This window comes from Gardnerella sp. KA00771, from assembly GCF_049244045.1.
GTDB lineage: Bacteria > Actinomycetota > Actinomycetes > Actinomycetales > Bifidobacteriaceae > Bifidobacterium > Bifidobacterium swidsinskii.
The window spans coordinates 1529865-1553804 of record NZ_CP058368.1 but is presented as its reverse complement, the minus strand read 5'-3'; the positions used below and the strand labels follow the sequence as shown (position 1 = coordinate 1553804).

Sequence of the window (23940 nt, the reverse complement as noted above, 5' to 3'; positions counted from 1 at the left end):
CGTTGTTAGGTTACAGATATGAATCAATCATCTAAAGATACGCTTGATGCAAATTCTGCAAATTCTGCAAATTCCGCTAATTCTGCGAACTATCTTTTCTTGCTTGTCGGAGCTCCTTTAGTAGCTTTTATTATTGCAGCTGCTCCTGCTTTACAAGGGCAACATCCTTGGTTTCTCATTGATACAACAATTCGAGGTGTTTCCGGCTTGTTGCTACAAGCTATACCTTTTACGCTCATAGGTGTGCTTGTTTCTGCTGCAGTAGAAACTTGGGTAACTGCTGATTTTATTGAGAAACATGTTCCAAAATCTACAGCAAATGGTTTCTTGGCTGCCATATTAGCCGGCGTCTGTATGCCGGTTTGTGATTGTGTAGTCGTTCCAACGTTTTCTCGTTTAGTTGCAAGAAAACTACCATTGCCGTGCGCCATAACTTTTCTATGTGTAGTTCCTGTTGTAAATCCAGTATCTGTATTGGCAACATTTTATGCGTTTTCTGACGCTCCAGCTGTTGCTATTATGCGTATTGCGCTAGGTGTTGGTATTGCATTACTGGTTGGATTAACTTTTGTTATATTTCCTTCGAAAATCAATATTTTGCGTAAGAAAATTTTAGTAGAAAACGAATCTTCTTTACATTGTTCTTGCGAATTGAATAACGAAAGTGATCTCACAAAAAGTAATATTGAAAAGCATAGTATTTCTGCGCAAATTCGCAAATATGTGCAGCATATACATCAGGATTTAATAAAATTAATTCCAATTATTGTATGTGGAACTATAGTTGCTTCTGTAATTCGCGCATGGCTCGGAGCTGATCCTGCTTCTCGCGTGCAAGTGAGTAATGTTTTCATTGCTATTCCTGTAATGATGGCTATTGCGTACGCAAGCTCTCTATGCTCCAGCTCAGATGCTGTAATTGCAAGAAGTTTAGCAACATCATTGCCTATGTCGTCGGTGCTAGTATTTCTGCTGTTTGGTCCTATGCTTGATTTAAAGAATACGCTTATGCTCGTTGAGGATTGCCGTGGTAAATTTGTGTGGCGCTTAACATTAACTATTGCTTTTGCGTGCTTCCTAGCGTCATTATTAGCTCACTGGGCTTGGGGGTTCATCGCATGAAAAAGCAAAAATGTGTTGAGCATAATGCTTGTAAAAAAATCACTTTAGCTCAATTGGTAGAAGCTATTTTATTGCTATTTTTTGCAGTCATAATTGCGGAAGTTACTTTAAGCGGTAGATATACGCTTTTTACTACGCCTAGAGCATATTATTATTTGTTAATTACTGCTATTTTGCTATTTATTTTGTCTATATGTGCTGCGATTGGATGGTTTTCTGTTTCTTCGCGCGATGTTTGGCGTATGTTTGTAGCTTTCGTTGTTCCTGCGCTACTTATTATTGTTCCTTTGCGTTACGCTCAAAATATTAGTGTAGATGGATTCGACCAGTATGCTGGCGGTCGTGCTATTGCTATTCGTAGCCAAAATTATCCTTTGCCAGGATTGTATGAAAAATCTCATGAGATAACAGTTGATGATGATGATTTCGGCTCCTGGTATGACGAAATCGATCATAATGCTGCAAAATATGATGGATACGCGATTACTCTTACAGGTTTTGTCAGCAGAGATTCTACGTTGAATGCAAATCAATTTAGGGTATCTCGTCAGCTTATGTCATGCTGTATTCTCGACATGTCTCCGTTTGGATTAGTTGCCGAAAAATCAAATATTGGCGAAATTCAAGATCATGAATGGGTGCGTGTTCGTGCACGCGTTTCTAGAGGCAATATTGGCATTCCTGGATATCAGCATCCTGGAGTTGTGCTGCACGTTATATCAATGCAAACAGCTCAAGCTCCAACTGGATATTTTTATCGCCCATAAATAATTTATCTTCGTTAATGGTGATAATTATTTTAGAATTGTTGATATCGCATAGAAGTAAACTAAGATAACAAGTATGGCGATTGGTTTTAATATTCTACTCATTATGATTTTTTTGCTATTTGGTTCCGTATTTGCGGCAACCGAATTAGCTTTAGTGAGCTTGAGAAGTTCGCAAATTGATCGCATGGAATTGCAGGATGCGCGTGGTGCTAGAGTTGCAAAAATTGCCCGCGATCCTAACACTTTTCTATCTGCTCTACAAATTGGAGTAACTCTTTCTGGCTTTCTTTCTGCATCGTTTGGTGAGTCTGCTTTAGCTCCGTATGTTGTGCCGGTTGTATGTTCATGGGGTGTTTCTTCGCACGTTGCTGGTCCACTTACAACAATCTTTCTAACTCTTGTTATTTCTTACTGTTCTATTGTTATTTCTGAATTAGTTCCAAAACGTATTGCTATGCAGCGTGCTGAGCAGATTGCGCGAGCGGTTGTGCCGGCGGTTGATGTTTTCTCAAAGATTTGCAAGCCTTTAATTTGGCTTATTGGAAAGAATACTAACGGTTTTGTGCGCATTCTTGGCTTTGATCCTAATGAGAAGGAAAGCGAAGTTTCTGACGAAGAATTGCGTGTTCTTGTCAATAGCAATAAACGTTTAAGTCAGGATGAGCGTACTATTTTGGATGATGTGTTTGATGCGTCTGAAACTATTGTTGCTGAAGTAATGCGTCCTCGTGCTGATGTTGAGTTTTTGGATGGTTCATTGAGCCTTGAAGAAGCTGCCGCGAAAATTCGTGAGCTTCCGTATTCTCGCTACCCTGTTATTGGCAAAGATTTTGATGATGTTATAGGTTTTGTGCATGTTCGTGATTTGCTAGATGTGCGTGATCCAAATGCAAAAACTGTTGCAGATGTAACTCGCGAAGGAATTAGTCTTCCTGGAACTTCCAAACTATTGCCGAGCCTGGAACTTCTTCGTAAACGTGGTATTCATTTGGCTGTTGTCATCGATGAATATGGTGGAACTGACGGTATTGTTACGCTTGAGGACATGACAGAAGAGCTAGTTGGAGATATTCGCGATGAATATGATTTGCCTGGTGAAACTGAGCAAAATAATGTGAATAAAACAACTGCTTTTGTAAATGGTGTTGCAAAAATTGATGGCGGTATGACCATTGAAGATTTTGCTGACATTACCGGCATTGAGCTTGAGGACGGTCCGTATGAGACTGTTGCAGGCTACTTTTTAGCGCATACTGGTTCAATGGGAAGTGTTGGAGCTGTTTTGCATGATGCGGATGGTTACGATATGACTGTGACTGCGGTTGATGGTAGGCGTATTGCGACGATTGAAGTGCGTCGCCGCGCGTAGTTTAAGCCATAGCAGTAGAATAATAACGGTATTAACAAACCTAAGGAAGGATAGAACATGGCTTTGTTGCATATTTTGCCAGGTCTCGACGAAGCGGCCAGTGAAAAGGCTGTTGCCATTTTACAGAATCGTTTAAGCCACGAGCAGGAAGCTGCTTTGGTGCTCAAGCATGCGCATTGGAATGTTACTGGTCCAGATTTTATTGCAGTGCACGAAATGCTTGATCCACAGGTTGCTGAAGTTTTGGCGCAGGCGGATGAAACTGCTGAGCGAATTGCAACTTTGGGCGGCTCTCCACTTGGCCGCGCAGACGATGTTGTTGCTGCTCGCACATGGAAGCGTTTTGCTTTGACTGGTCGCAAGTCTACAAAGGAGTATTTGCAAGCGCTTATTGAGTACTATAACGATATGATTGCAGACGATCGCAAGGCTATCGCGGAACTTGATGAGCTTGATTTAGTTAGCTCAAATATTATTCAAGATCATGTTCAACAGTTGGAAAAGTTCCAGTGGTTCATGCGTAGCCATCTTGATTAATTATTCTCTGTTTAATTTTTTTGATTCAAACCGCAACACGCTGTTTTCTTTTTATGGCGTGTTGCGGTTTGACATTTTCTGTGTCTGTGCTAATGTAACTACTTGTATGTTTTAGGCATACGAGTTGGGCCCGTAGCTCAGGTGGTTAGAGCGCATCCCTGATAAGGATGAGGTCGGAGGTTCAAGTCCTCCCGGGCCCACGATAGAATGACATCATTCTTTCGAATGGGGCTATGGCGCAGCTGGTAGCGCATCTGCTTTGCAAGCAGAGGGTCAGGAGTTCGAGTCTCCTTAGCTCCACGAACAGGGTTCTGATTGATTTTTCAATCAGAACTTTTTGTTTATCAATTTCTTTCTTGTCGCGTGCCCATTCAATTTTTGGGGAATAACCCAATTTTTTACTGATTACCCCTAATAAAATTAGGGTGACACCCTGATATTTGTCAGTGTTGTAAAAAATATAAAAATGTTTAAATAGTTGAATCTCTTCCCAGAGATTGCGGCATATATTTTGCTGTGGAACTATACACAATATATTGTTAACTTGAAAGGTATTAAAGAGAGATGAAAACCATAAAGGTTTTCATTTTAGACGGAAGGATGTAAAAAATGATTTATAAGATAAAACAAAATATTGCTGATATTTCTGCTGGCGTAGTTTCTTTATTAGTAGCTTCATTTGTTAAAGGTCAAGGTTGGAATATTCAAAATATTATGATTTGGCTTGCAACATTCGTAGCAACATATATCACACTACGTCTATTATTTATGCTTTTCAAAATTGTAAGAACTCTTTTCACTAAAGAACAGTAAATTTTAGGGTTATAGGCCGAATCTATGGCAAATAAATTGGCCTATAACCTAAATTTTAAAAAGATATGAAGCATAAACTTATTAATTTAATAATTCAAATAGTACAATTAGTAATTGTTGGAACTCATTATGGTGCTTTTTTGGAAGCATAATATTTACATGAGAATGCTTCTCATCAAGGCCTATTGGTATACTAATCACATATAAATAAACATGAATATCTTTACGCCGTGTATTGAGTGCAGCTAAATCAAATCTGCTCTCAATGGGTTAACAAGGCGTGAAATCGTGTGTTAGCAGCGTCTTAAGCGGTTAACCTGATCAGCGTAAGGAAAGTGTATGCGTAAACTTTTAGCATATTGCCGTCGTGCACCTCAATTAACAGTCGTAATTCTTGCTTTTCCGTTTATTGCGGCTTTGTACTCGTATAATTTGCCTATATTAACTACTTTCTGTGAGCAAATATCTAATCTTTCGCAGCAAATCTTTGATTTCTTAAATCTTGGTTGCGATATTTCCATAAGTCTTAGTATCGGGAAAACTATTATCGCTATTCTCGTTTTGTATACCAGCCTTATTTCTTTGCGCAACATGATTAAAAATTTATTGCGCGGAACTTTAGGCATTGATTTGCTAGCTTTTGTTGCATTACTTGCAACGCTTTGTATTGGTGAGTTTTGGGCAAGCTATTTGATTGTTGTAATGGTTTGGACGGGAGAGGCAATTGAAGATTTTGCGCATATGAAAGCCCAGCGCAATCTGTCTCTTTTAGTAAGCGCAGCTCCAAAAACTGCTCATCTTATGACTTTGCCAGGTATTGAGCATGAAATGGATAATAATCAAGCAAATGATGAATCATACGAACCGCCATGTTTGAGTGAAAATCAGTGCAAGCCTAGCTCGTGTGTTCTGTGCCGGCATGCTGAATTCAGAAAAGTGGATGCCGCTAATTCTAAGCAATCTAATATTAGCGAGCAAAATTGCGACTATAAACACAATATTTGTCCATTTTTGCAAGCGTCTACAGACGGCGAAATCTCCTCAAATTTGCAGCGTTACAAAACGGTTCCAGTTGATGAATTAAATATTGGAAACGTAATTATTGTGCTTCCTGGCGAAACTGTGCCAGTTGATGGTGAGCTGTTAAGCGGTTCTGCAATTTTAGACACAAGTGCTATTAACGGAGAATCCGTTCCTAGAGAAGTCTATGCGGGAGCTGCAGTGCTTTCAGGCTGTGTAAACGGTGGAGTTGTGCTTATTATGCGCGTAACAAAGCTGTCTAAAAACTCGCAGTATCAGAAAATCATGCAGCTTGTTGAGTCTGCTAGGTCTTCTAAAGCTGCAGTAGTTAGATTTGCAGACATGTTATCTGTGCCATTTACTGTTTTGTCTTTTGTAATTGCTGGTTTTGCTTGGGGCTTTTCTGGAGATGCTCTTAGATTTGCGCAAGTGCTAGTTTTGGCAACTCCTTGCCCGCTGCTTATTGCGGTGCCGGTTGCGTGCATGGCTGGAACTGGGCGTTTAGCGAAACTTGGAATTGTTGTTAAAAGTCAGGATGTGCTTGAGCAATTAAGTCGTGTAACAGATGTATTTTTTGACAAAACTGGCACGTTGACTGTAAAACAGCCGCAAGTTGTAAACGTAGACGTAATCGATACTACGCAGAAGGCTGATCGTATTGTAATGCTCGCAGGTGTTCTAGAGACGTATTCTCAGCACATACTTGCAGGTGGTATTGCTAAAGCGGGAGCAAGCTTGTGGGAAAATGCTCACCCATCGTCGGTTCCGCAGCTTCCTAGCGTGCGAGAATACCCTGTAGTGCACAGTGTTAAAGAAACTGCAGGTCAGGGTATTCAGGGCGTTGTAGACGGTATTTTAGTACGTGTAGGCAGACGCAAGTACGTTACAGAGCAAAACGCGAATCAAACTATAGGCAAATCTCTTGCAGCAGACGAAATGGCAACCTACGTGTCTTTTGACGGCGTGCTGGTAGGAAGAATCGTATTAAAAGACGTGCCGCGCGATAACGCGAAATCAACCATTGACGCATTGTGTACACTTGGTGCACGCTCAATATCTATTCTTACTGGCGATAGTTTGCAAGCTGCAACAACAATTGGTAAAAGTGTTGGAATTGAAACAATATATGCAGATTTACTTCCGCAAGATAAATTAGCGCATGTAAAAAAACATAATTACAATGCGTATAAAAATAAGCAAAATTCAACTGTAACAATGATGGTTGGAGATGGTGTAAACGATGCTCCAGTGCTTGCAGCTGCCGATATTGGCGTAGCAGTAACGGATGGCACAGATACGGCAGCATCTGAATGCGCACAGGTAGTTATTATGAACAATGATATTTCTTCTGTTGCAAGCGCAATAAGAGTAGCAAAACATACTAAACGCGTTATGGTTCAGTCAGTATTGATGGGCATTGGATTAGCAATTATAAGTATGATTTTTGCGGCTTTCGGTTTTATTCCAGCAGTTATTGGCGCAATGATGCAAGAAGCAATTGATGTTGTTGCTATTATGTGGGCTTTAACAGCATTGCGCGAACGAAAATAAAAATATTTTTTGGCAATATTTTTACGATATTCATTACGACATCTTTAATAATATTCGTTTGAGTATGTTGTAAGACGAAGTAATGCGCTAGTCTAATTATGAAAGCATACGAGTTAGCTGCAAACGGTAACGGCTCAAGCTTGTACGTAACTTATTTCTGGCGAAGAATTACATATAAACGCTTTACAGTTACGCTGCTGAGTGATTGAGGCAACCTATGCTTGTAGGCCGCGCTAAATAGCGCGAAAACGGCGAAAAGTGCCGTATAATACAGTTCAATATGGGGATAATAATGGAAAAAAATAACTTAAACGAAAATGTTTCACAAGAAACATCTCAACTGCGTATTGCTGTAATAGGAGCAGGCCCTGCAGGAGTGTACTCTTCCGATATCTTCTTACGTCAGATTGCAAAGCGTGGAGAAGAATTGGGATTAGGCTCTAGCGCTCGCATTGATCTTTTTGAAAAATTGCCAGTGCCTTTCGGCTTAGTGCGTTACGGAGTAGCTCCTGACCATCCAAGTATCAAATTTATTGCGGATGCGCTTGAAAAGACGCTTGATAATCCAAATATTCATCTTTATGCAAATGTTGAATTTGGTAAAGATATTGCATTAGAAGATTTACTTCATAGATATGATGCTGTGTTATTTGCAACGGGTGCTGTGAAAGATAGGCCTCTTCGAGGAGTTCCAGGTGCCGATTTAGACGGAGTGTACGGAGCTGCAAAATTCGTAGAATGGTACGATGGATACCCAACTAGCAATCGAGAATGGCCGCTTGAAGCCAAGGAAGTAGCTGTTATTGGTGGCGGAAATGTGGCAATGGATGTTGCTCGTGAGCTTTTACGAGATCCTGATTATTTGCGCGCTCATACGGATATTCCAGATGACGTGTATGAGGGATTGCAAAAAAATAAAACCCAAACCTTGCATTTATTTATTCGTCGTGGAGTTGCCCAAGCAAAATTCTCTGTTCAAGAATTGCGCGAAATGGAAAAGTTATCCGGAGTGCAAATTGTTATTAATGAGGATGATTTTGAACTTGACGATGAGACTATTGAAGTAGCCGGTAACGATAAGCTCACGCGTCAAATGGTTGAGGAGCTTTTCGCTATTCGCGATATGGCTGAAGATATGGAAGATGGCGGAAACGTTGATTTTGAGGGGAAGCCAGCCAACAAACGCTATATTATCCACTTCAACTGTGCGCCGGTAGAAATTCTTGGTGAAGATGGACATGTGAAGGCAATACGAGTTGAGCGCACGACTACAAGCGCCGATGGCAAAATGACTCGTACTGGAGAGTTCGAGGAATACGCCGTTCAAGCTGTATACCATGCCATTGGCTACCATCCTGCAGAAGTTGCAGGTATTGCTTACGACGAAAAGCGTACTTTGCTTGCAAATATTGATGGGCGCTTAGTGGAGTCTGTAGAAAATGGCGAAGTTCGTGAGCGATTGTATGCAACTGGCTGGGCTAAGCGTGGGCCGGTAGGATTAATCGGCTCTACAAAATCTGATGCTCTTTTGATTGTTAATAATATGCTTGAAGATTTATCTAAAGCTGGCAATGCTAGGCGAATCGCACCTGATCGCGATGAAAATTCTATAGATAAATTATTGGCAGAAAAGGGCATTAAACCAATTGATTACGCCGGTTGGAAGCGAGTTGACTCTTATGAGCGTGAACTTGGAGCCAATGAGCAGAGAACTCGAAAGAAAGTTGTTTCAGCTTCTGAACTTGTAAATATTGCTTTAGGTAGCAAATAATGCCCTAAATAAACTGAAAATATTACTTAGTATTTAAGTTTGTAGTTAGTAAATACGCAGTATATATTCAGAAAAATTTAAGTTCGCATTATTAAGATAGCTCATATGTTGAAAGGCTTGAGAATACACTATGGCAGCTTAAAAGCCGCACTATTTTTTGTTGTTGTGTGGCTTTTTCTTGCCTTATGTTGGGTTCTTACTGGCTCGCATCTGTCTTCACTAATATGGTTCATTATTCCTGGTATTGCATTTAGTGTTTTTGCTTATTGGTGCTCAAGTAAGCTTGCGATTATTGCTATGCATGCTACAGAGGTTAGTGAAGAAGAAGAGCCTGTGCTTTACGCAATGGTTAGAGATTTATCTGCTCGAATTGGTAAACCTATGCCGCGAGTAATGGTTTCTCCCTACGAAAGTCCTAATGCTTTTGCAACTGGTAGAAGTGAGCGTCATGCGAGTATATGTTGTACTCGTGGTTTGATTAATATTCTTAACGAGCGCGAGTTACGTAGTGTTATTGGTCATGAATTAACTCATATTTATAATCATGATATTCTCGCTTCTTCGCTGGCTACTGCTACAGCAACAGTATTAACGTACGTTGGTTCTTGGCTTGTTTATGTCGGTGATACATATCGTCGTGATATTCGCAAGTATTGCAAATTTATTGGTAAATTTTTGAATATTTTATTCGCTCCTATTGCTTCTGTTATTATCAATGCAATTATTCCTGGTTCGCGTGAATTTGACGCAGATAAGGGAAGTAGTGAAATTACTGGAGATTTTGCTGCGCTTGCTTCCGCACTTAATAAAATTACTTACGGCATGCAGCTTCACGAGATGAAATCTACTGCTGGATTGCAGGCTGTTGCTTCTTTGATGATTATTTGTCCGTGGAATAATAACGCTCCTGCGCTTGTGCGTTTGTGTACTGCGCGTCCTACTGTTCAGGATAGGATTGGGCGTTTAATGAGCATTGCTGCATGAATATTTTGTTTGTTGAACTTGCTTGTCTTGTTTATTGAGTTCATAAACTGATTCCTAAATATTGAAGCGGTAAGCTGTGCATGATACCCTTAGATGGTTGTTGAAACTAGTTTGCTTTTAGTTACAGCATGCGGATGTAGTTCATCGGTAGAATGGAAGCTTCCCAAGCTTCAGAGGCGGGTTCGACTCCCGTCATCCGCTCCATTCAGATTGTAAAATTGTATAAGTTGTAGTTTTTGTACATTGGATGTATAAAAACTACAACTTACGCGTTAGTTAAACTTTCTTTTTCTTGCAATTGTCACAATTGTGCTAGCAAACAGCATTAATGCAACGCTAAATACAATTGGAATTATTTGTATTCCAGTACGAGGGAGTGCATTATTGGCTATTGTGGATTGTTTGTGTAAATGAGGGTCTTTCTTTACTAAAGTATTCGTCCACGCAACTTGTTTACCGTTTTCGTCAATAAGGACAATCGTATGATTGCCTTTATATTCTTCTGGGATAACTACGTCGAATACAATTCTGCCATATTCATTAATGTGAACTGTTACATATTTCATTCCATTTGCGCTATAAAGAAGTTTAGGGTTGGAATATATGTAGGCATAAGCTTTTACTGCTTTTTCTAGTTGTAATCTGCGCATGAATTCTGATGTTGCATTTACTGTAACAGTGATATGGTTATTTTTTCCCGCATAAGCAATGTTATTATTCCCGACGGTGAGAGTGTTGCACAACGCTGGAAGTAAATCTGCAATACTCTTTGGTGCTGATGGAATCTGTTGCTGTAATGTGTGTGATTCTGAGTTTGCGTTAAGCTCTATGTGGTTTTCGCGCATAGAATCGTTACTAACTGCAGGAGTTTGTAGAGTTTTGGAAGGATGTGTTGGTTCGGGAAATCCCATGCTTGGAATTTCCTTATGGTCTTGATCGAACTTATTAGTCTGTGGGGTTGTGCTATTTGCAGACTTATCAGGTTCGCCATTGCTAGAGTGTTCACTGTTGTCAGAATGAGATTCTGGTGTTGGTGGAACAGGTTGTGACTCTGGTTTAGGCGCAGGCGTTGGTTCCGGTGTTGGTGGTACAGGTGTCGGAGGTACGGGAGTTGGTGTTGGAGTTGGTGTCACTGGCGTCGCTGGTGTTAGCTCGGTCCATGGTGTTGATTTCTTTGCAGGAATTAACTCGGACCACGTAATACTCTTTTTAGCTGGGTTTAGTGGTGTTGCTGGAATGATTTCTACAATGTGAGCTTTAAGAGTTACTTTCTGTTTTGCTTTGTTTGCAAAGGTTATTTCTACAATAAATGTTGTTTCTCCAGTGTTTGTTGTGTTTGGTTGTTTTACAACTTGTACTGTGCTGTTTTCTGGTAAGTTTTTTAAGTATGGTTTGAAGTCGAAATTATCGGGGATTTTATTGTCTTTTTTGACTTCTATTTTCTTGCCGGATTCAGCAGTAACATTTGGAAGTTCCTCGATATTAGCCAATCGTTTATGAATAGTTATTGGAATTATAATAGTTTCTAATATTCTACCAGATAGTACGAGTAGTATTTTCCCTTCGTAGTTGCCGCATTGAGAAGTGTCAATTTTGTCGTATTCTGTAATGTCTGTAATGGTAGAGCCTTGCGGTATATCGTTAGGATTAAGAAGATGCTTTATTGTTGTGCCTTTTGGCAATGGATCATTTTCCATAATGTCAATATTCGTAATTTTAGGTTCGAAAGCTTGTTCGTCAGTTTTAATAACTGGCTCGTTAACTAATCCGTCGAGTGCATCAATTTTGCGACCGGTTCCCTCAATTTTATTGCGTTCGCCAACTGTGAATCCTGGGAAAGTATTCATTCTAGGCTCAAAGTAGCTTCTGGATCCATGACCGGCTCCAGAACTTCCTACGCTTATTGCACCTTCGAAATTTCCTATTCCGCCTATTACTGTATCATTATCAACTTTATAATGAATGGCATAACCTTCTTTAGTTAGTTTATCGCCAAAATTAGATGTTTCCCAAAGCCATTTGTTGAATATATTTCCTTTAATCCTTGGGGCGTTAAAAGTATAAGCTTTAATGTTAAAAGTGGCACCACTGCTTTTAGCTCGAATTAAGGCTCTTTGTGCTAAGTATCCGCCTAAAGAGTGACCTGTAACATATAAATTGCTTACAGTGTTCTTTTGTTTATATTCATCAATTAATTTATCTATATCAGCAGCTTGGCCTGGGTTTGAGCCAGTTCCAAGCAATACGTCATTCCATACGTCAGCGCTGCCTTCAGTTCCGCGGATTCCAAGAACTTGCACGCCGTTTTGCTCAATAAATGGATACGCAGGATTTACATTTTCAAACAATATGGCATCAAATCCACCCCTATAATGGTATGTTTCCTTGACTTTCCAGAATGGCGCGAGCTCGTTGTGCATAAGGCGGTACTCATTGCGATTTTTGTAAATGTCAGTGAGTGGTTTTGAATAGTCAAGTACTTTTTTGACATAATCGTCATCCCTGTACACAAGTTCCATAAACAGCGCCATGTCTCGGGGACTAATATCCCACCTGCGAGGATTGTTATCGTTTTTGTCGTCTAAGCCATCGCCGTCGGTGTCCTTAATAAGCGGATGTGAATTATATCCGTAATATGTTCTTCCGTCTTTCACGTAAGTGTAAAGTTCTTCGCTGTTCTTCAGACCGTCGCCGTCGCTATCTGCATTTGGATCTAGCTCGGGCTTGTGATATAGCAATGAGTCAATCTGATTATTTTCCAAACGAATTCGACCAGTAGAAATGTCGTGAGCGGTTTGTGCGGTAAGAGGTATGTGCACTGGTGACGTTTCTTCTGCCGCTGCGGTTGTTGCTAACGAAGGTATGTAAACCAGCGATGAAATGATCAAACCAAAAGTTAATACAATTCCACTAATTGTGTGAATGGTACTTACTTTTCTCATACTGCTATTCCTTACTTTTTTGTACAGACTTCTACTTTATTTTGAAAATATTTTTGCGAGCAGCGCAACAGATTTAGCTCAACTTGTTGATTCTATCAGTTTTAACAACTTTATAAAATTGTATCTAGTTGAATCAGATAATTTTAATAAGTACCAAAAGTTAATACTTAAGCTTATGCGGTGTAATAGAAAAGAATTTCATTAGATTAATTGATATAGAAAAAGCGCTGAGCTACTTGTGATATTAATGAATCATTGGTAAATCAGCGCTTAGCTTATTGTTAATAAATTACACGAGATAGCTATCTATTGCTGGTGCTAATTAATAATCATTAATTAGCAATAATTAGAACGTGCGAACATCGTAGAAGTTGTTAAGTTCTTCCATCCAACGTCCAGTGCCAGAAATATCTCCTCTAGTACCTACGGTGAAACCTGGGAAATTGTTCATACGAGCCTCAAGATAGCTTCGAGAGCTATGTCCTTGCGCAGAATTGCCGACGCTTATAGCTCCAGCAAAATTGCCAACAGAACGAATAACCTTGTCGTTGTCTACTTTGTAATGAACAGCGTAACCTTCTCGAGTGAGCTTATTGCCAGTATTGGCGGCGGTACGTAACCAACGGTTGAAAATATTTCCCCAAATTTGTGGTGAATTGAATGTGTAAATTTTCTTAATCCAGTTGTAGCCTTTGCCTTTAGCGCGAATTAAAGCACGCTGTGCAAGATATCCTCCGAGGGAATGTCCGGTAATATACAAATTGCTAACAGTATTTTCGCGACCATAACGCTCAATCAACTGCTCAACATCTTTAGCTTGATCTGGGTTATGACCTACAGCTATTGCAAAATCATCATCGTAATCATTAAATTGGGAAGTTCCACGAATTGCTAGTACTTGAACAGTGCCTTGTTCTAAGAATGGGTATGGACTTACATTTTCAAACAAAATAGCATCAAATCCTCCCCTTTTGTGGTATGTTTCCTTGACTTTCCAGAATGGTGCAAGCTCGTTGTGCATAAGGCGGTACTCATTGCGATTTTTGTAAATGTTGTGAAGCGGTTTAGTGTAATCGAGTACCTTATTTATGTAATTATCATCTCGATAAGAAAGTTCAGAGAATAAAGCCATGTCTCGGGGACTAATATCCCACCTGCGAGGATTGCTGTCTTGATTATCTGGAATACCATCGCCATCGGTATCGTTCATCATAGGGTGAGAATTGTACCCATAATAAGTCTTACCGTCTTTAGTGTAAGTGTAAATTTCCTGACTATTAGTTAAGCCGTCACCATCTAAATCAGCTTGTGGATCAAGAGGCTTCTTGTGATATAAAGACATATCCAAAGCCCCAGGTAAATCTAAGCCTATAGTTCCATTTGCGATTTGTTTAGCTGTTTCAGCAGTAAGTGGAGTTTTTGCATAATTATCTGCGGTTGTTGCCATTGCTGGCATTGCGAAAGCAGATAGGCTCAAGAGCATGCATAGGCTAGTTAAAAACCCTGTTACTGCATTGCGTTTCATAGTATCCTCCCATATTTTGTTTAGTTTTGTAGTCAACAAATGTATAGGACGACTGTTTACGATTTGTAGCACCTCTTTGTTAACTACGTGCGTTATATAAATTAATCGAAATTTATTTTGCCGCCACAATTGCTATTCTACACAGTTCATCAATTGTATAGTCTACATAAACAAAAGTCCATACTTCTAAATAAATGTTGTTGCTCCTTTTTTGTTTACTAAAATCATTGACGATGTGTATAAGAGTCATAGAAAACATCTATATAACTAGAATTATCAATAGCCATAATCTATTCTTAATAATGAAAATAAAAGCGCAACGAAGGCGCAAATGACCTATTTAGGAGAATGATATGAGTTTAATGAACACACATATTCTTCCATTCAAAGTAAATGGTTATAAGAATGGCGAATTTGTTGAAGTAAGTGATACTGATGTTCTTGGCAAATGGGCAATTTTCTTCTTCTATCCAGCTGATTTTTCATTCGTATGCCCAACTGAATTGGAAGATCTTGCAAACCACTATGAGGAATTGCAAAAGCTAGGCGTTGAAGTTTACTCAGTCTCTACGGATACACATTTTGTACACAAAGCATGGCATGACGATTCTGAAGCAATTGCAAAAGTAAAGTACACTATGTTGGGTGATCCTTCCGGAGCTCTTTCGCGTAATTTTGACGCTTGGAATCAAGAATCCGGTTTAGCTCACCGAGCTACATTCCTCGTGAATCCGCAAGGTGTGATTCAGTTCTTTGAGATGACCGCAGACGGAATTGGTCGTAACGCCGACGAGCTGCTTCGTAAAGTTAAAGCAGCACAGTATATTGCAGCGCACCCAGGCGAAGTTTGCCCAGCAAAATGGGAGCAGGGCGAAGAAACCTTGGAACCTTCTATCGATTTAGTCGGCAAAATCTGATTTTTGCAATTAAATATTAAAGAATATTTTTTTAAAGAATCATCTCAATGCGTAGGGAGCTACGTTCATAGTTTCCTACGCATTTCTCTTATTTTTGCTTGTGACTAAAATTGCGGAAGGAAGTAAACTATGTCTTTGTTGAATGCATCATTAACTGCTCAGCTTTCAGAATTACTAAAAAAGATGGTATCTAAAATAGAAATCATTTCTTACGTTGATAATTCTGAAACATCTCAAAAAGTTAAATCCTTACTGGAAGAAGTATCTCAGCAAAGTGACAAAATCAGTATTTCTGAAGTAAATAATAATGAAATTAGCAATGTAAAGCGTAAACCAAGCTTTGAATTGCGTAGAAAACTAGATAATCCAGTAAATGGAGAATCTACTGTATCGGTTAGTTTTGCGGGATTGCCTTTAGGGCACGAATTCAGCTCTTTAGTACTAGCACTTCTACAAGTAAGCGGCTATGCGCCAAAAATTAGTGATGAGCAACGCGATGCAATACTAAAGCTTGGTTCACACAATGTGACAACATACATGTCGGTAACTTGCCTGAATTGCCCAGAAGTTGTGCAATCGCTTAATACCATTTCTGTTATTAACCCTAAAATTCAGCATACTGTAGTTGAAGGTAGCGCTTTCCGTGAAGAAGTAGATAAACTCGGTGTAATGAGCGTGCCAGCAGTTTTTGAAAATGGCAAACTTGTTTCCTCCGGACGGGCAGGAATTGACGAACTTGTATCTGTGCTTGCATCACAAGAAAAATCTGTTGAGCAAAATGAGAATGGCAATAATGGTAATAGCGTTTCTTCGGCAAATGTTGCGCTCGCAGAAAAAATGAATTCGCAAAATCCATACGATATTGTTATTGCTGGCGGCGGTCCTGCTGCTTCTGCTGCCGCAATTTACACTGCTCGTAAGGGTTTGCGTACGGCTATGATTATGGATCATCGTGGCGGACAGGTTGTAGAAACTGAAAGTATTGAAAATCATATTTCCCAAACGCATACGACTGGTTCTCAACTAGCAGCAGATTTAACTAAGCATATTTCTCAATACGATATTGACGTATTTACTCCTGATTGGGCAGACTCGCTCGATTTATCTAAGGAACCATATGGGTTACATACTATTCATGCGCGTTCTGGCGGATCTTTGAAAGCGCGTGCAGTGATTATTGCAACTGGCGCGACTTGGCGTACGTTGGGCGTTCCTGGAGAAGATGAGTATAGGAATAGAGGCGTATCATTCTGCCCTCATTGCGACGGCCCACTTTTCAAAGATAAGAATGTTGTCGTTGTTGGCGGCGGAAATTCTGGTGTTGAAGCTGCTATTGATTTAGCAGGAGTTGCAAAACATGTGACGGTGGTTGAGTTCATGGATGTGCTTAAAGCTGATCAAGTATTGCTTAATACTTTGCATAAATTACCTAACGCTGAAGTTATTACGAGTGCTGCCGTAAGTAGTATTGAAGGTAATGGTAGTAAAGTTACTGCAATACGTTACATAGATCGCAATAAAGCAGACGATGATGAAAACAGAGAACATATTGTTGAAACCGATGGGGTTTTTGTGCAAATTGGTTTAGCTCCGAATACTCGTTGGCTTGTAAATAATATTTCTCTCAATAATCGAGGAGAAATTATTACGAATCGCGCTGGATGCACTGATACTCCGGGTGTTTTTGCTGCTGGAGATTGTTCAGACGAACCGTATAAGCAGATTGTTACAGCGTATGGTTCTGGAGCCAATGCTGCGTTATCTGCATTTGACTATCTTATCCGCAGCCCGCAAAATAAATAATTTATAAAATTTATTATGCAATAAATAATGGGGGGCGTCTTATGAATATTAGAGCGTTAGAATATCTAATAGCTTTTGCACAAGAAGGAAGCTTTACCAAGGCGGCTGTTCGTATGCGCGTCTCTCAGCCTACTCTTTCAACGCAAATTAAAAAACTTGAAGAGACTTTAGACGTAGAACTTATTGAGCGCACTCCCGGGAAACAAATCTTAACTCCTGCTGGGAGGGAAGTGGTTTATTACGCTAAACGTATTCAGGCAGATATGTCACGTATTCGACAAGCTGCAAGACGCTCAGAAGATCCATGGTCATCTACAGTAGTTTTGGGTGTGTTCCCAACGTTAGGACCATACTTACTTCCAAGAATTATGCCTGCACTCAGGCGTTTAAAACCAAAACTTACTATTCGTTTTATAGAAGAAAAATCAGCGAAACTTATTGATTTGCTAGATAGTGGTCAAGTCGACGCAGTTATATTAAGCGAAAGTTTGAATGCGCCTTCAATAAAAGTGTGTCATGTTTTTGACGAAGATTTTCTTCTTGCGACTTCTACAAATTCTTTGCTAGGACACGAGAGTAAACCAATTGAACTTTCAGATTTGTCTACTCAGAAAGTGCTTTTACTAGAAGATGGGCATTGTATGCGTAGAAGCATGCTCGATGTATGCCAAAAAGTGGGGGCGAAACAATCAGAATTTAGGGCAACGTCGTTAGAAACTTTGCGATATATGGTTGTAGGTAGCAAAGATGTGACATTATTGCCGCGTCTTGCAACTGTACCTCCAATTGTGCAACCAGTTGGTTTGATGTTGCGTGAGTTTAAGAATCCTAAACCTTATCGATCGTTATATTTGAATTGGCGCGCAGCTTCTCCAGTAGACAAAATTATGGAAGGATTGTGCACAATAATTAGTTCAGCATGCTCTGATTTGCATAAAAAATAAGTGGGATATTCTGCTTAAAAATAAAAATAGGCACTTCTGTATGCTATGTTAGCTACAGAAGTGCCATGTTCTTCTTCTCTTACTTTTTATTCTCACTTTATTTTGAGAATTATCTGCCTCGTTTTATTTGCTGTGTTTTATTTGTTGCTAAATTAATGATTTATAATTCAATTCCAAGATAGCGTGCTACTTGATTCACATCCTTATCTCCACGGCCGGAAACTGTTACTAAAACAATGTCATCCTTACTCATCTTTGGAACCATCTTCATAGCTTGTGCTATTGCATGTGAGCTTTCCAAAGCTGGGATGATTCCTTCAACTCTAGAAAGTGCGCGAAAAGCTTGAACTGCTTCATCATCAGTGATTGCGTAGTATTCTGCGCGACCAGAATCCTTTAAATATGAGTGTTCTGGGCCGACTCCAGGGTAATCCAATCCCGCAGAAATAGAGTAGGCTGGAAGCTCGTTACCGTCATCATCCATAAGAACATAAGTTTTCATGCCATCCGTAATGCCAACTTTTCCATTCGTCATAGTAGCAGCATTTTGAGGAGTATCAGCGCCTTTACCTGCGCCTTCAGCACCAATCAATCGTACAGACAGATCATCAATATATGCTGCAAAAGAACCAATTGCATTAGAACCGCCACCAATGCAAGCAATTACAGCATTCGGCAATCTGCCTTCCTTTTCTAGGATTTGCCTTCTCGACTCTTTGCTAATAACGCTTTGAAAATCGCGAACCATTTGTGGATAAGGGTAAGGTCCCACTGCGGAGCCAACGATGTAGAAGGTATCATCCAAGTGCTGTGCATAATCCATAAATGCTGCAGTTACAGCATCTTTTAAAGTTTTTGTGCCTTCTTGAACAGCATGAACTTTTGCACCGAGCAAAGTCATTCTAAAAACGTTAAGTTTTTGGCGTTCGCAATCAAGTGCGCCCATAAAAATTTCGCATTCCATACCGAATCGTGCTGCTGCAGCAGCAGTGGCAACGCCATGCTGACCGGCTCCGGTTTCAGCGATAATGCGCTTTTTACCCATGCGCTGAGCGAGTAAAATTTGTCCGAGAACATTATTCATTTTGTGAGCGCCGAGATGGTTTAAATCTTCGCGCTTTAAATATACTTTTGCGCCGCCTAAATATTTTGTGAAAGATTCAGCATAGTATAAAGGTGTTTCGCGACCGTCGTAATCTTTTAATAATCCAGCTAATTCATTGCGGAACTCTGGATCGTCTTTGTATTGTAAGTAAGCTGCTGCTACTGCGTCGAGTGCTGGACGAATCATATCTGGTACGTACTGTCCGCCAAATTCACCGTAATACATGTTTTGTTCAACTGCGTTTACCATAATTGTGCCCTTCTTGTGCGTGCCGAGGAAATCGGCATTAAGTTTGTTCTTTATTATTTTTATGTTGATTATTTTGTAAATTTGAAGGGCGTGTGCTCAGATAACAAAAAAGCTGGATGGCAGCTTATATGCCATTCAGCTCAAATAATGTTGATGATGAATCCGGCATAGCCCCGTTGATTGTTTAAAATCAGCAAGCCCACACCGATATGTGAACTCGCTTTTAACTACGCCAGCTGCGCCAGAAACGAGTATTCATGTTCATCAACCTCCAATCTTGTTGCACAAGTTTAGCCTTAGCTGTGACAATGTCAACCTTTTAGTGTTAATTCGGCGTTTCGTGCAGAAAAAATTTAACCCCGGCGTCTATGCGCCGGGGAAACAAAGGAGAGAAGAAAAGAATAAGTTTTAGGTGCTCTACACCTGTCTTTTTGTCGACAATATTATACAATCACACTATTCTGAGCAGAACAGTAACGCTAACTGATAATTACCTGAGAATTATCTACTTTTCTTCTAAATCTTGCTATTTTAGGAACTACTTTTCTAAAAACGGAATCATTTTTCTAAAAATATTATTCGCTTAAATCAGCACGATAGAAATGCTCATACGAACGTGACGGAGTTGGACCGCGCTGACCTTGATAGTGCGATCCGTTAACGGCTGAACCGTATGGGTTTTCACATGGTGAGCTTAACTGGAAGAAACACATTTGACCAATCTTCATGCCAGGCCAAAGTTTAACTGGCAAAGTGCTAACGTTTGAAAGCTCCAAAGTAATATGACCTTCGAAACCTGGATCGATGAAGCCAGCTGTGGAATGTGTCAAAATACCAAGGCGACCAAGCGAGCTCTTGCCTTCCAAGCGCGCAGCAATAGTTGCGTCAAGCTTTACATATTCCCATGTAGCTCCTAGAGCAAACTCACCAGGATGCAAAATCCAAGGCTCATTAGGAGCTACCTCGAACTGTTCTGTAAGTTCACCCTGATTTTCTGCAGGATCAACATACGTGTAAGCATGGTTGTTAAATAAGCGGAAAAATCGGTCAAGACGTACGTCAATTGACGCTGGCTGTACCATTTCCGGAGTCCACGGGGTCAAATCAATATGACCCTCATCATGAGCTTTGAGAATGTCGCGATCAGACAACAGCATGACGTCAAATCTCCTTGTGATGTATCAACACATAAACAACTTCATTGTTCGCACGAAATATTTTGTTGCTTATTTTGTACGAAAATTGCAATACAGACAATTGTAGCGCGTGCCGCGGTCTGTGATTATGATGCAAGCTATTTCCTGAAAACAAATAAATATTCATGAGCAATCAGCAAAAAATTTTATAGAAAATAAAAACACAAAACGCGGCACAGAAACGTAGGTTATGTAAAAAACTACGTACTGTACCGCGTATTTGCAAAACAGCTTAATAATGTATTTTATTAAGCGGCAATAGTTAAGGCGTTCGCTGCTTTACGTTTTGCAATGAAACGAAGCACGCATTTACGCAATTCGGAAGCAATTAACACGACCATTGAAAGACCAAGGCACTCAAACCATTCCGTTACACTCAAAGGAACAGTGCCAAATGGCTCATTCAAGAACGGTATGTAAATTACAGCCAACTGAAGCACAATAGAAACTGCTATAGCACCCCAAAGCCAACGATTTGCAAATAAGCCTACAAATACGCTTTGTGAGTCTGAACGAGATGCTAACGCATTCAGCATTTGCGCAAACACAAGAATTGTAAAGCCCATTGTGCGAGCGTGAGTAAGCTGAGCAGCGTGATCCATAATTCCAACAGAACGGTCTGTAAAGAATCCGCCTGCCAAATGCATATCCATACCGATTAACGTAATAGCAGCCATGATTATGCCGATAAATACAATATCTCCCCACATTCGTCGGTCAATAACGCTATCGGTAAGCTTTCGAGGCTTTCGATCCATTACGTCGTCAGTTTGCGGATCAACGCCCATCGCGAGTGCAGGAGCTGCATCCGTAAGCAAGTTAATCCACAAAAGCTGAGTTGCAAGCAAAGGCAAAGTTACACCAACAGAGTTTGGCTGTGTAATTCCCAGTGCGCCAGCGAAAACAACGCCGCCGAAAACAGTACAAACTTCGCCAACGTTAGAACTGAGCAAGTATCGCAAGAATTTACGAATATTGTCGAAAATTCCGCGACCTTCGCGCACTGCTGCAACAATTGTAGAGAAGTTATCGTCAGCCAAAATCATCTTGGCAGACTCTTTAGTTACTTCTGTACCAGTAATGCCCATAGCAACGCCAATATCGGCAGACTTTACGGCTGGAGCATCGTTTACGCCGTCACCAGTCATAGCAACAATGTTTCCTTGACGTTGGAGCGAAGAAACGATAGCTAACTTGTGCTCAGGGGCTACTCGCGCGTACACGCTAGTTTTACTGATAGCTTCATCAAAAGCAATATTATCGTCGTTGCGTGAAAGCAATTCGTCAAGTTCGTCGCCTGTAAGTGCATGCTCATCTTTTCCAATAATTCCAAGATCTCGAGCAATACGCGTAGCCGTAAGAGGATGGTCGCCTGTAATCATAACAGTACGGATTCCAGCGCGATGAGCTTGAGCTACACTATCTCGAACTTCAATTCGCGGAGGATCAATAATTCCAACCATACCATTCCAAATCAAATCAGATTCTAGTACGTCACTTTGTTCCGCAACGTCCGCGATTTGACCTGCAGCGTTAGAAACCATGCCATCAACTTTTGAAAGACTATCGACTCCAAGCGGCCTATAAGCCATTCCAAGCGTGCGGTAGGCTTCTCCAGAAAGACGTTCAACAGTTGCTAAAATATCTTCGCGATCGCCGTCAGTAAGCGGACGCACGGCACCAGCTACTGCAATACGCGTGCAATAAGAAAGCAACACGTCCGGAGCGCCCTTAGCGCAAACAATCAGATTTCCAGAATCTGAACCATCTTTAACAACAACAGACATACGTTTGCGTTCAGAAGTAAAAGGTACTTCCGCAACTCGAGTCAAATGAGCGTAACGTTTGTCCGCTTTTGTTTTACGAGCTGCTACTACTAGCGAAACTTCTGTAGGGTCTCCCACGGGCTGCCAACTTTTAGTAGTTTCGTCATAATGCAAATCGCCGTCGTTAGCCAAACATCCGGAGCCTAACGCGCCTAATACTTCTGTAGCAAGATTTTGTGGTACTGCTAAATCTGCGTCCGCAGAACCAATTAATATCATGCGTCCTTCAGGCTTGTAACCGCTTCCTGTAAGCTGAACTTCGCCGCTAGGTGTTACTACGCGTTCAACAGTCATCTCGTTTCGAGTTAAGGTGCCTGTTTTATCGGAGCAAATAACAGAAGCAGAACCAAGTGTTTCCACGGATGAAAGCTTTTTTACAACAGCATGATGCTTCACCATTCGTTGCACGCCAAGCGCAAGAACTACTGTCAAAATCGCAGCTAAACCTTCTGGAACAGCAGCAACAGCTAGGGAAACAGAAAGCAGCAGAGAATCAATAATATCTTGAATACTGTGGAAGCCTTCAATCAGCCACATGGAAGCAAGAACAACAGCTGCAATAATGCACACCGCAATTCCAAGAACTTTAGAAACGTGTACCATTTCTTTCTCGAGAGGTGTTGCTTCGTCATCTGATTTTGAAAGCATATCCGCGATTTTGCCAACTTGTGTGCGCATACCTGTAGAGGTGACTACAGCGCGACCGGTTCCTTGCGTAACAGCAGTTCCGTTGAAAACCATATTTGTGCGATCGCCTAAAGCTTTTGCAGACGAAAGCGTATTCGGACGTTTGCTTACTGCAACAGATTCGCCTGTAAGACTTGCCTCAGCTACGCGTAATGAAGCCGCTGCTATAAGTCGACCGTCTGCAGACACGGCATCTCCTTCGCCAAGCACTAAGATATCGCCTGGCACAACTTCTGCAGTATTAATGCGCACCACGCTACCATCGCGCAAAACTGAAGTTTGCGGAGCACTCATTCTAGCTAAAGCTTCGACTGCTTCTTCTGCTCGCGACTCTTGAATGTAGCCAAGCACTGCGTTTGCAATCAAAATAATGATAATTACGATTGAATCAAACGGCAGAATCTCTCCACCGCTGTTTCCTTTATGTTGTGCGCGCTCAACAAACCACGCAATTGCAGAAATAATAGTTGCTGCAATAAGCAAGTAAACGAGCGGATCTTTAAATTGATCAAGGAACCGTTTCCATGCTGGAATTTTAGGAGCAGCAGCAAGTGCATTTGGGCCGAATTGATTAAGTCTTTTTGCAGCTTCCTCAGAGCTTAAACCGCATGTAATATCTACGTTAAGTGATTTAGCTACTTGCTGAACATCGCACAATGATGGATCTTTGCTATTAGCTGAAGAGTCAGCTGTTTTATTGGATTGATCAAGAGCGTGATCAACCATATCTTCCCCCTTGGGAGTGCCGCGGAGTAGTCAATAATCGCAATGCTAACGCTATTTTTAGCGCTTCGTATTGTAACTATTGC

At 40.7% G+C, this 23940-nt stretch carries 16 protein-coding genes and 3 tRNA genes; 14 read left to right on the top strand and 5 right to left on the bottom strand.

The genetic code is table 11. The annotated features are described in order from the left end of the window. Positions 1 to 18 precede the first annotated feature (18 nt). The 11 genes from HXT57_RS06260 to HXT57_RS06210 all read left to right on the top strand — a co-directional run bounded on the left by HXT57_RS06260 (position 19) and on the right by HXT57_RS06210 (position 10141). Positions 19 to 1122 carry a permease gene (locus HXT57_RS06260; RefSeq protein WP_004109487.1) on the top strand — a complete coding sequence of 368 codons (1104 nt, stop codon included), beginning with the start codon at positions 19 to 21 and terminating at the stop codon, positions 1120 to 1122. Continuing rightward, positions 1119 to 1889: a TIGR03943 family putative permease subunit gene (locus HXT57_RS06255; protein ID WP_004109484.1), complete on the top strand. Its 771-nt coding sequence runs from the start codon at positions 1119 to 1121 to the stop codon at positions 1887 to 1889. The genes HXT57_RS06260 and HXT57_RS06255 overlap by 4 nt, the downstream gene beginning before the upstream one ends. A 76-nt stretch (positions 1890 to 1965) precedes the next feature. After that, the gene (locus tag HXT57_RS06250; RefSeq protein ID WP_012913683.1) at positions 1966 to 3261 is read left to right on the top strand and encodes a hemolysin family protein; all 1296 of its coding nucleotides are present in this window, start codon (positions 1966 to 1968) and stop codon (positions 3259 to 3261) included. Between the two features lie 57 nt (positions 3262 to 3318). Continuing rightward, a complete protein-coding gene (locus HXT57_RS06245) occupies positions 3319 to 3798 on the top strand; it encodes a Dps family protein (protein WP_012913682.1) in 480 nt (159 codons plus the stop codon). 126 nt (positions 3799 to 3924) lie between these two features. Continuing rightward, positions 3925 to 3998: transfer RNA gene (locus tag HXT57_RS06240), tRNA-Ile, on the top strand. Positions 3999 to 4025: 27 nt separating this feature from the next. Then, positions 4026 to 4098 (top strand) — tRNA-Ala (locus HXT57_RS06235). Positions 4099 to 4407: 309 nt separating this feature from the next. After that, positions 4408 to 4611 (top strand): hypothetical protein, encoded by a 204-nt coding sequence (locus tag HXT57_RS06230; protein WP_012913681.1) that lies wholly within the window; start codon positions 4408 to 4410, stop codon positions 4609 to 4611. Between the two features lie 339 nt (positions 4612 to 4950). Continuing rightward, the gene (locus tag HXT57_RS06225) at positions 4951 to 7182 is read left to right on the top strand and encodes a heavy metal translocating P-type ATPase (protein ID WP_421783551.1); all 2232 of its coding nucleotides are present in this window, start codon (positions 4951 to 4953) and stop codon (positions 7180 to 7182) included. Positions 7183 to 7474: 292 nt separating this feature from the next. After that, positions 7475 to 8953 carry an FAD-dependent oxidoreductase gene (locus tag HXT57_RS06220; protein WP_103013741.1) on the top strand — a complete coding sequence of 493 codons (1479 nt, stop codon included), beginning with the start codon at positions 7475 to 7477 and terminating at the stop codon, positions 8951 to 8953. Positions 8954 to 9058: 105 nt separating this feature from the next. Continuing rightward, positions 9059 to 9937: a M48 family metalloprotease gene (locus tag HXT57_RS06215; RefSeq protein WP_076002503.1), complete on the top strand. Its 879-nt coding sequence runs from the start codon at positions 9059 to 9061 to the stop codon at positions 9935 to 9937. 130 nt (positions 9938 to 10067) lie between these two features. Then, a tRNA-Gly gene (locus HXT57_RS06210) sits at positions 10068 to 10141 on the top strand. 68 nt (positions 10142 to 10209) lie between these two features. Here HXT57_RS06210 and HXT57_RS06205 read toward each other — a convergent pair. Next, the gene (locus HXT57_RS06205; RefSeq protein WP_421783549.1) at positions 10210 to 12879 is read right to left on the bottom strand and encodes a Rib/alpha-like domain-containing protein; all 2670 of its coding nucleotides are present in this window, start codon (positions 12877 to 12879) and stop codon (positions 10210 to 10212) included. A 346-nt stretch (positions 12880 to 13225) separates the two neighbouring features. Continuing rightward, positions 13226 to 14404: a lipase family protein gene (locus HXT57_RS06200; RefSeq protein WP_415697903.1), complete on the bottom strand. Its 1179-nt coding sequence runs from the start codon at positions 14402 to 14404 to the stop codon at positions 13226 to 13228. 353 nt (positions 14405 to 14757) lie between these two features. On the opposite strand from HXT57_RS06200, the gene ahpC reads away from it, so the two are divergent. From ahpC to HXT57_RS06185, 3 genes are all read left to right on the top strand, one after another. Further along, positions 14758 to 15321 (top strand): alkyl hydroperoxide reductase subunit C, encoded by a 564-nt coding sequence (gene ahpC, locus HXT57_RS06195; RefSeq protein WP_012913675.1) that lies wholly within the window; start codon positions 14758 to 14760, stop codon positions 15319 to 15321. Positions 15322 to 15450: 129 nt separating this feature from the next. Beyond that, entirely contained in the window at positions 15451 to 17124 is a 1674-nt protein-coding gene (gene ahpF, locus HXT57_RS06190) for an alkyl hydroperoxide reductase subunit F (RefSeq protein WP_012913674.1), read from the top strand. A 41-nt stretch (positions 17125 to 17165) separates the two neighbouring features. Continuing rightward, a complete protein-coding gene (locus tag HXT57_RS06185; RefSeq protein WP_004109449.1) occupies positions 17166 to 18068 on the top strand; it encodes a LysR substrate-binding domain-containing protein in 903 nt (300 codons plus the stop codon). Between the two features lie 160 nt (positions 18069 to 18228). Here the strand turns inward: HXT57_RS06185 and trpB are convergent, their stop codons facing one another. The 3 genes from trpB to HXT57_RS06170 form a co-directional block, all read right to left on the bottom strand. After that, complete coding sequence (gene trpB, locus HXT57_RS06180; protein WP_004109446.1) at positions 18229 to 19422, bottom strand: tryptophan synthase subunit beta; 1194 nt, start codon at positions 19420 to 19422, stop codon at positions 18229 to 18231. Positions 19423 to 19997: 575 nt separating this feature from the next. Continuing rightward, a complete protein-coding gene (gene dcd, locus HXT57_RS06175) occupies positions 19998 to 20579 on the bottom strand; it encodes a dCTP deaminase (RefSeq protein ID WP_012914564.1) in 582 nt (193 codons plus the stop codon). A gap of 287 nt (positions 20580 to 20866) precedes the next feature. Further along, entirely contained in the window at positions 20867 to 23857 is a 2991-nt protein-coding gene (locus tag HXT57_RS06170) for a cation-translocating P-type ATPase (protein ID WP_004109440.1), read from the bottom strand. Positions 23858 to 23940 lie beyond the last annotated feature (83 nt).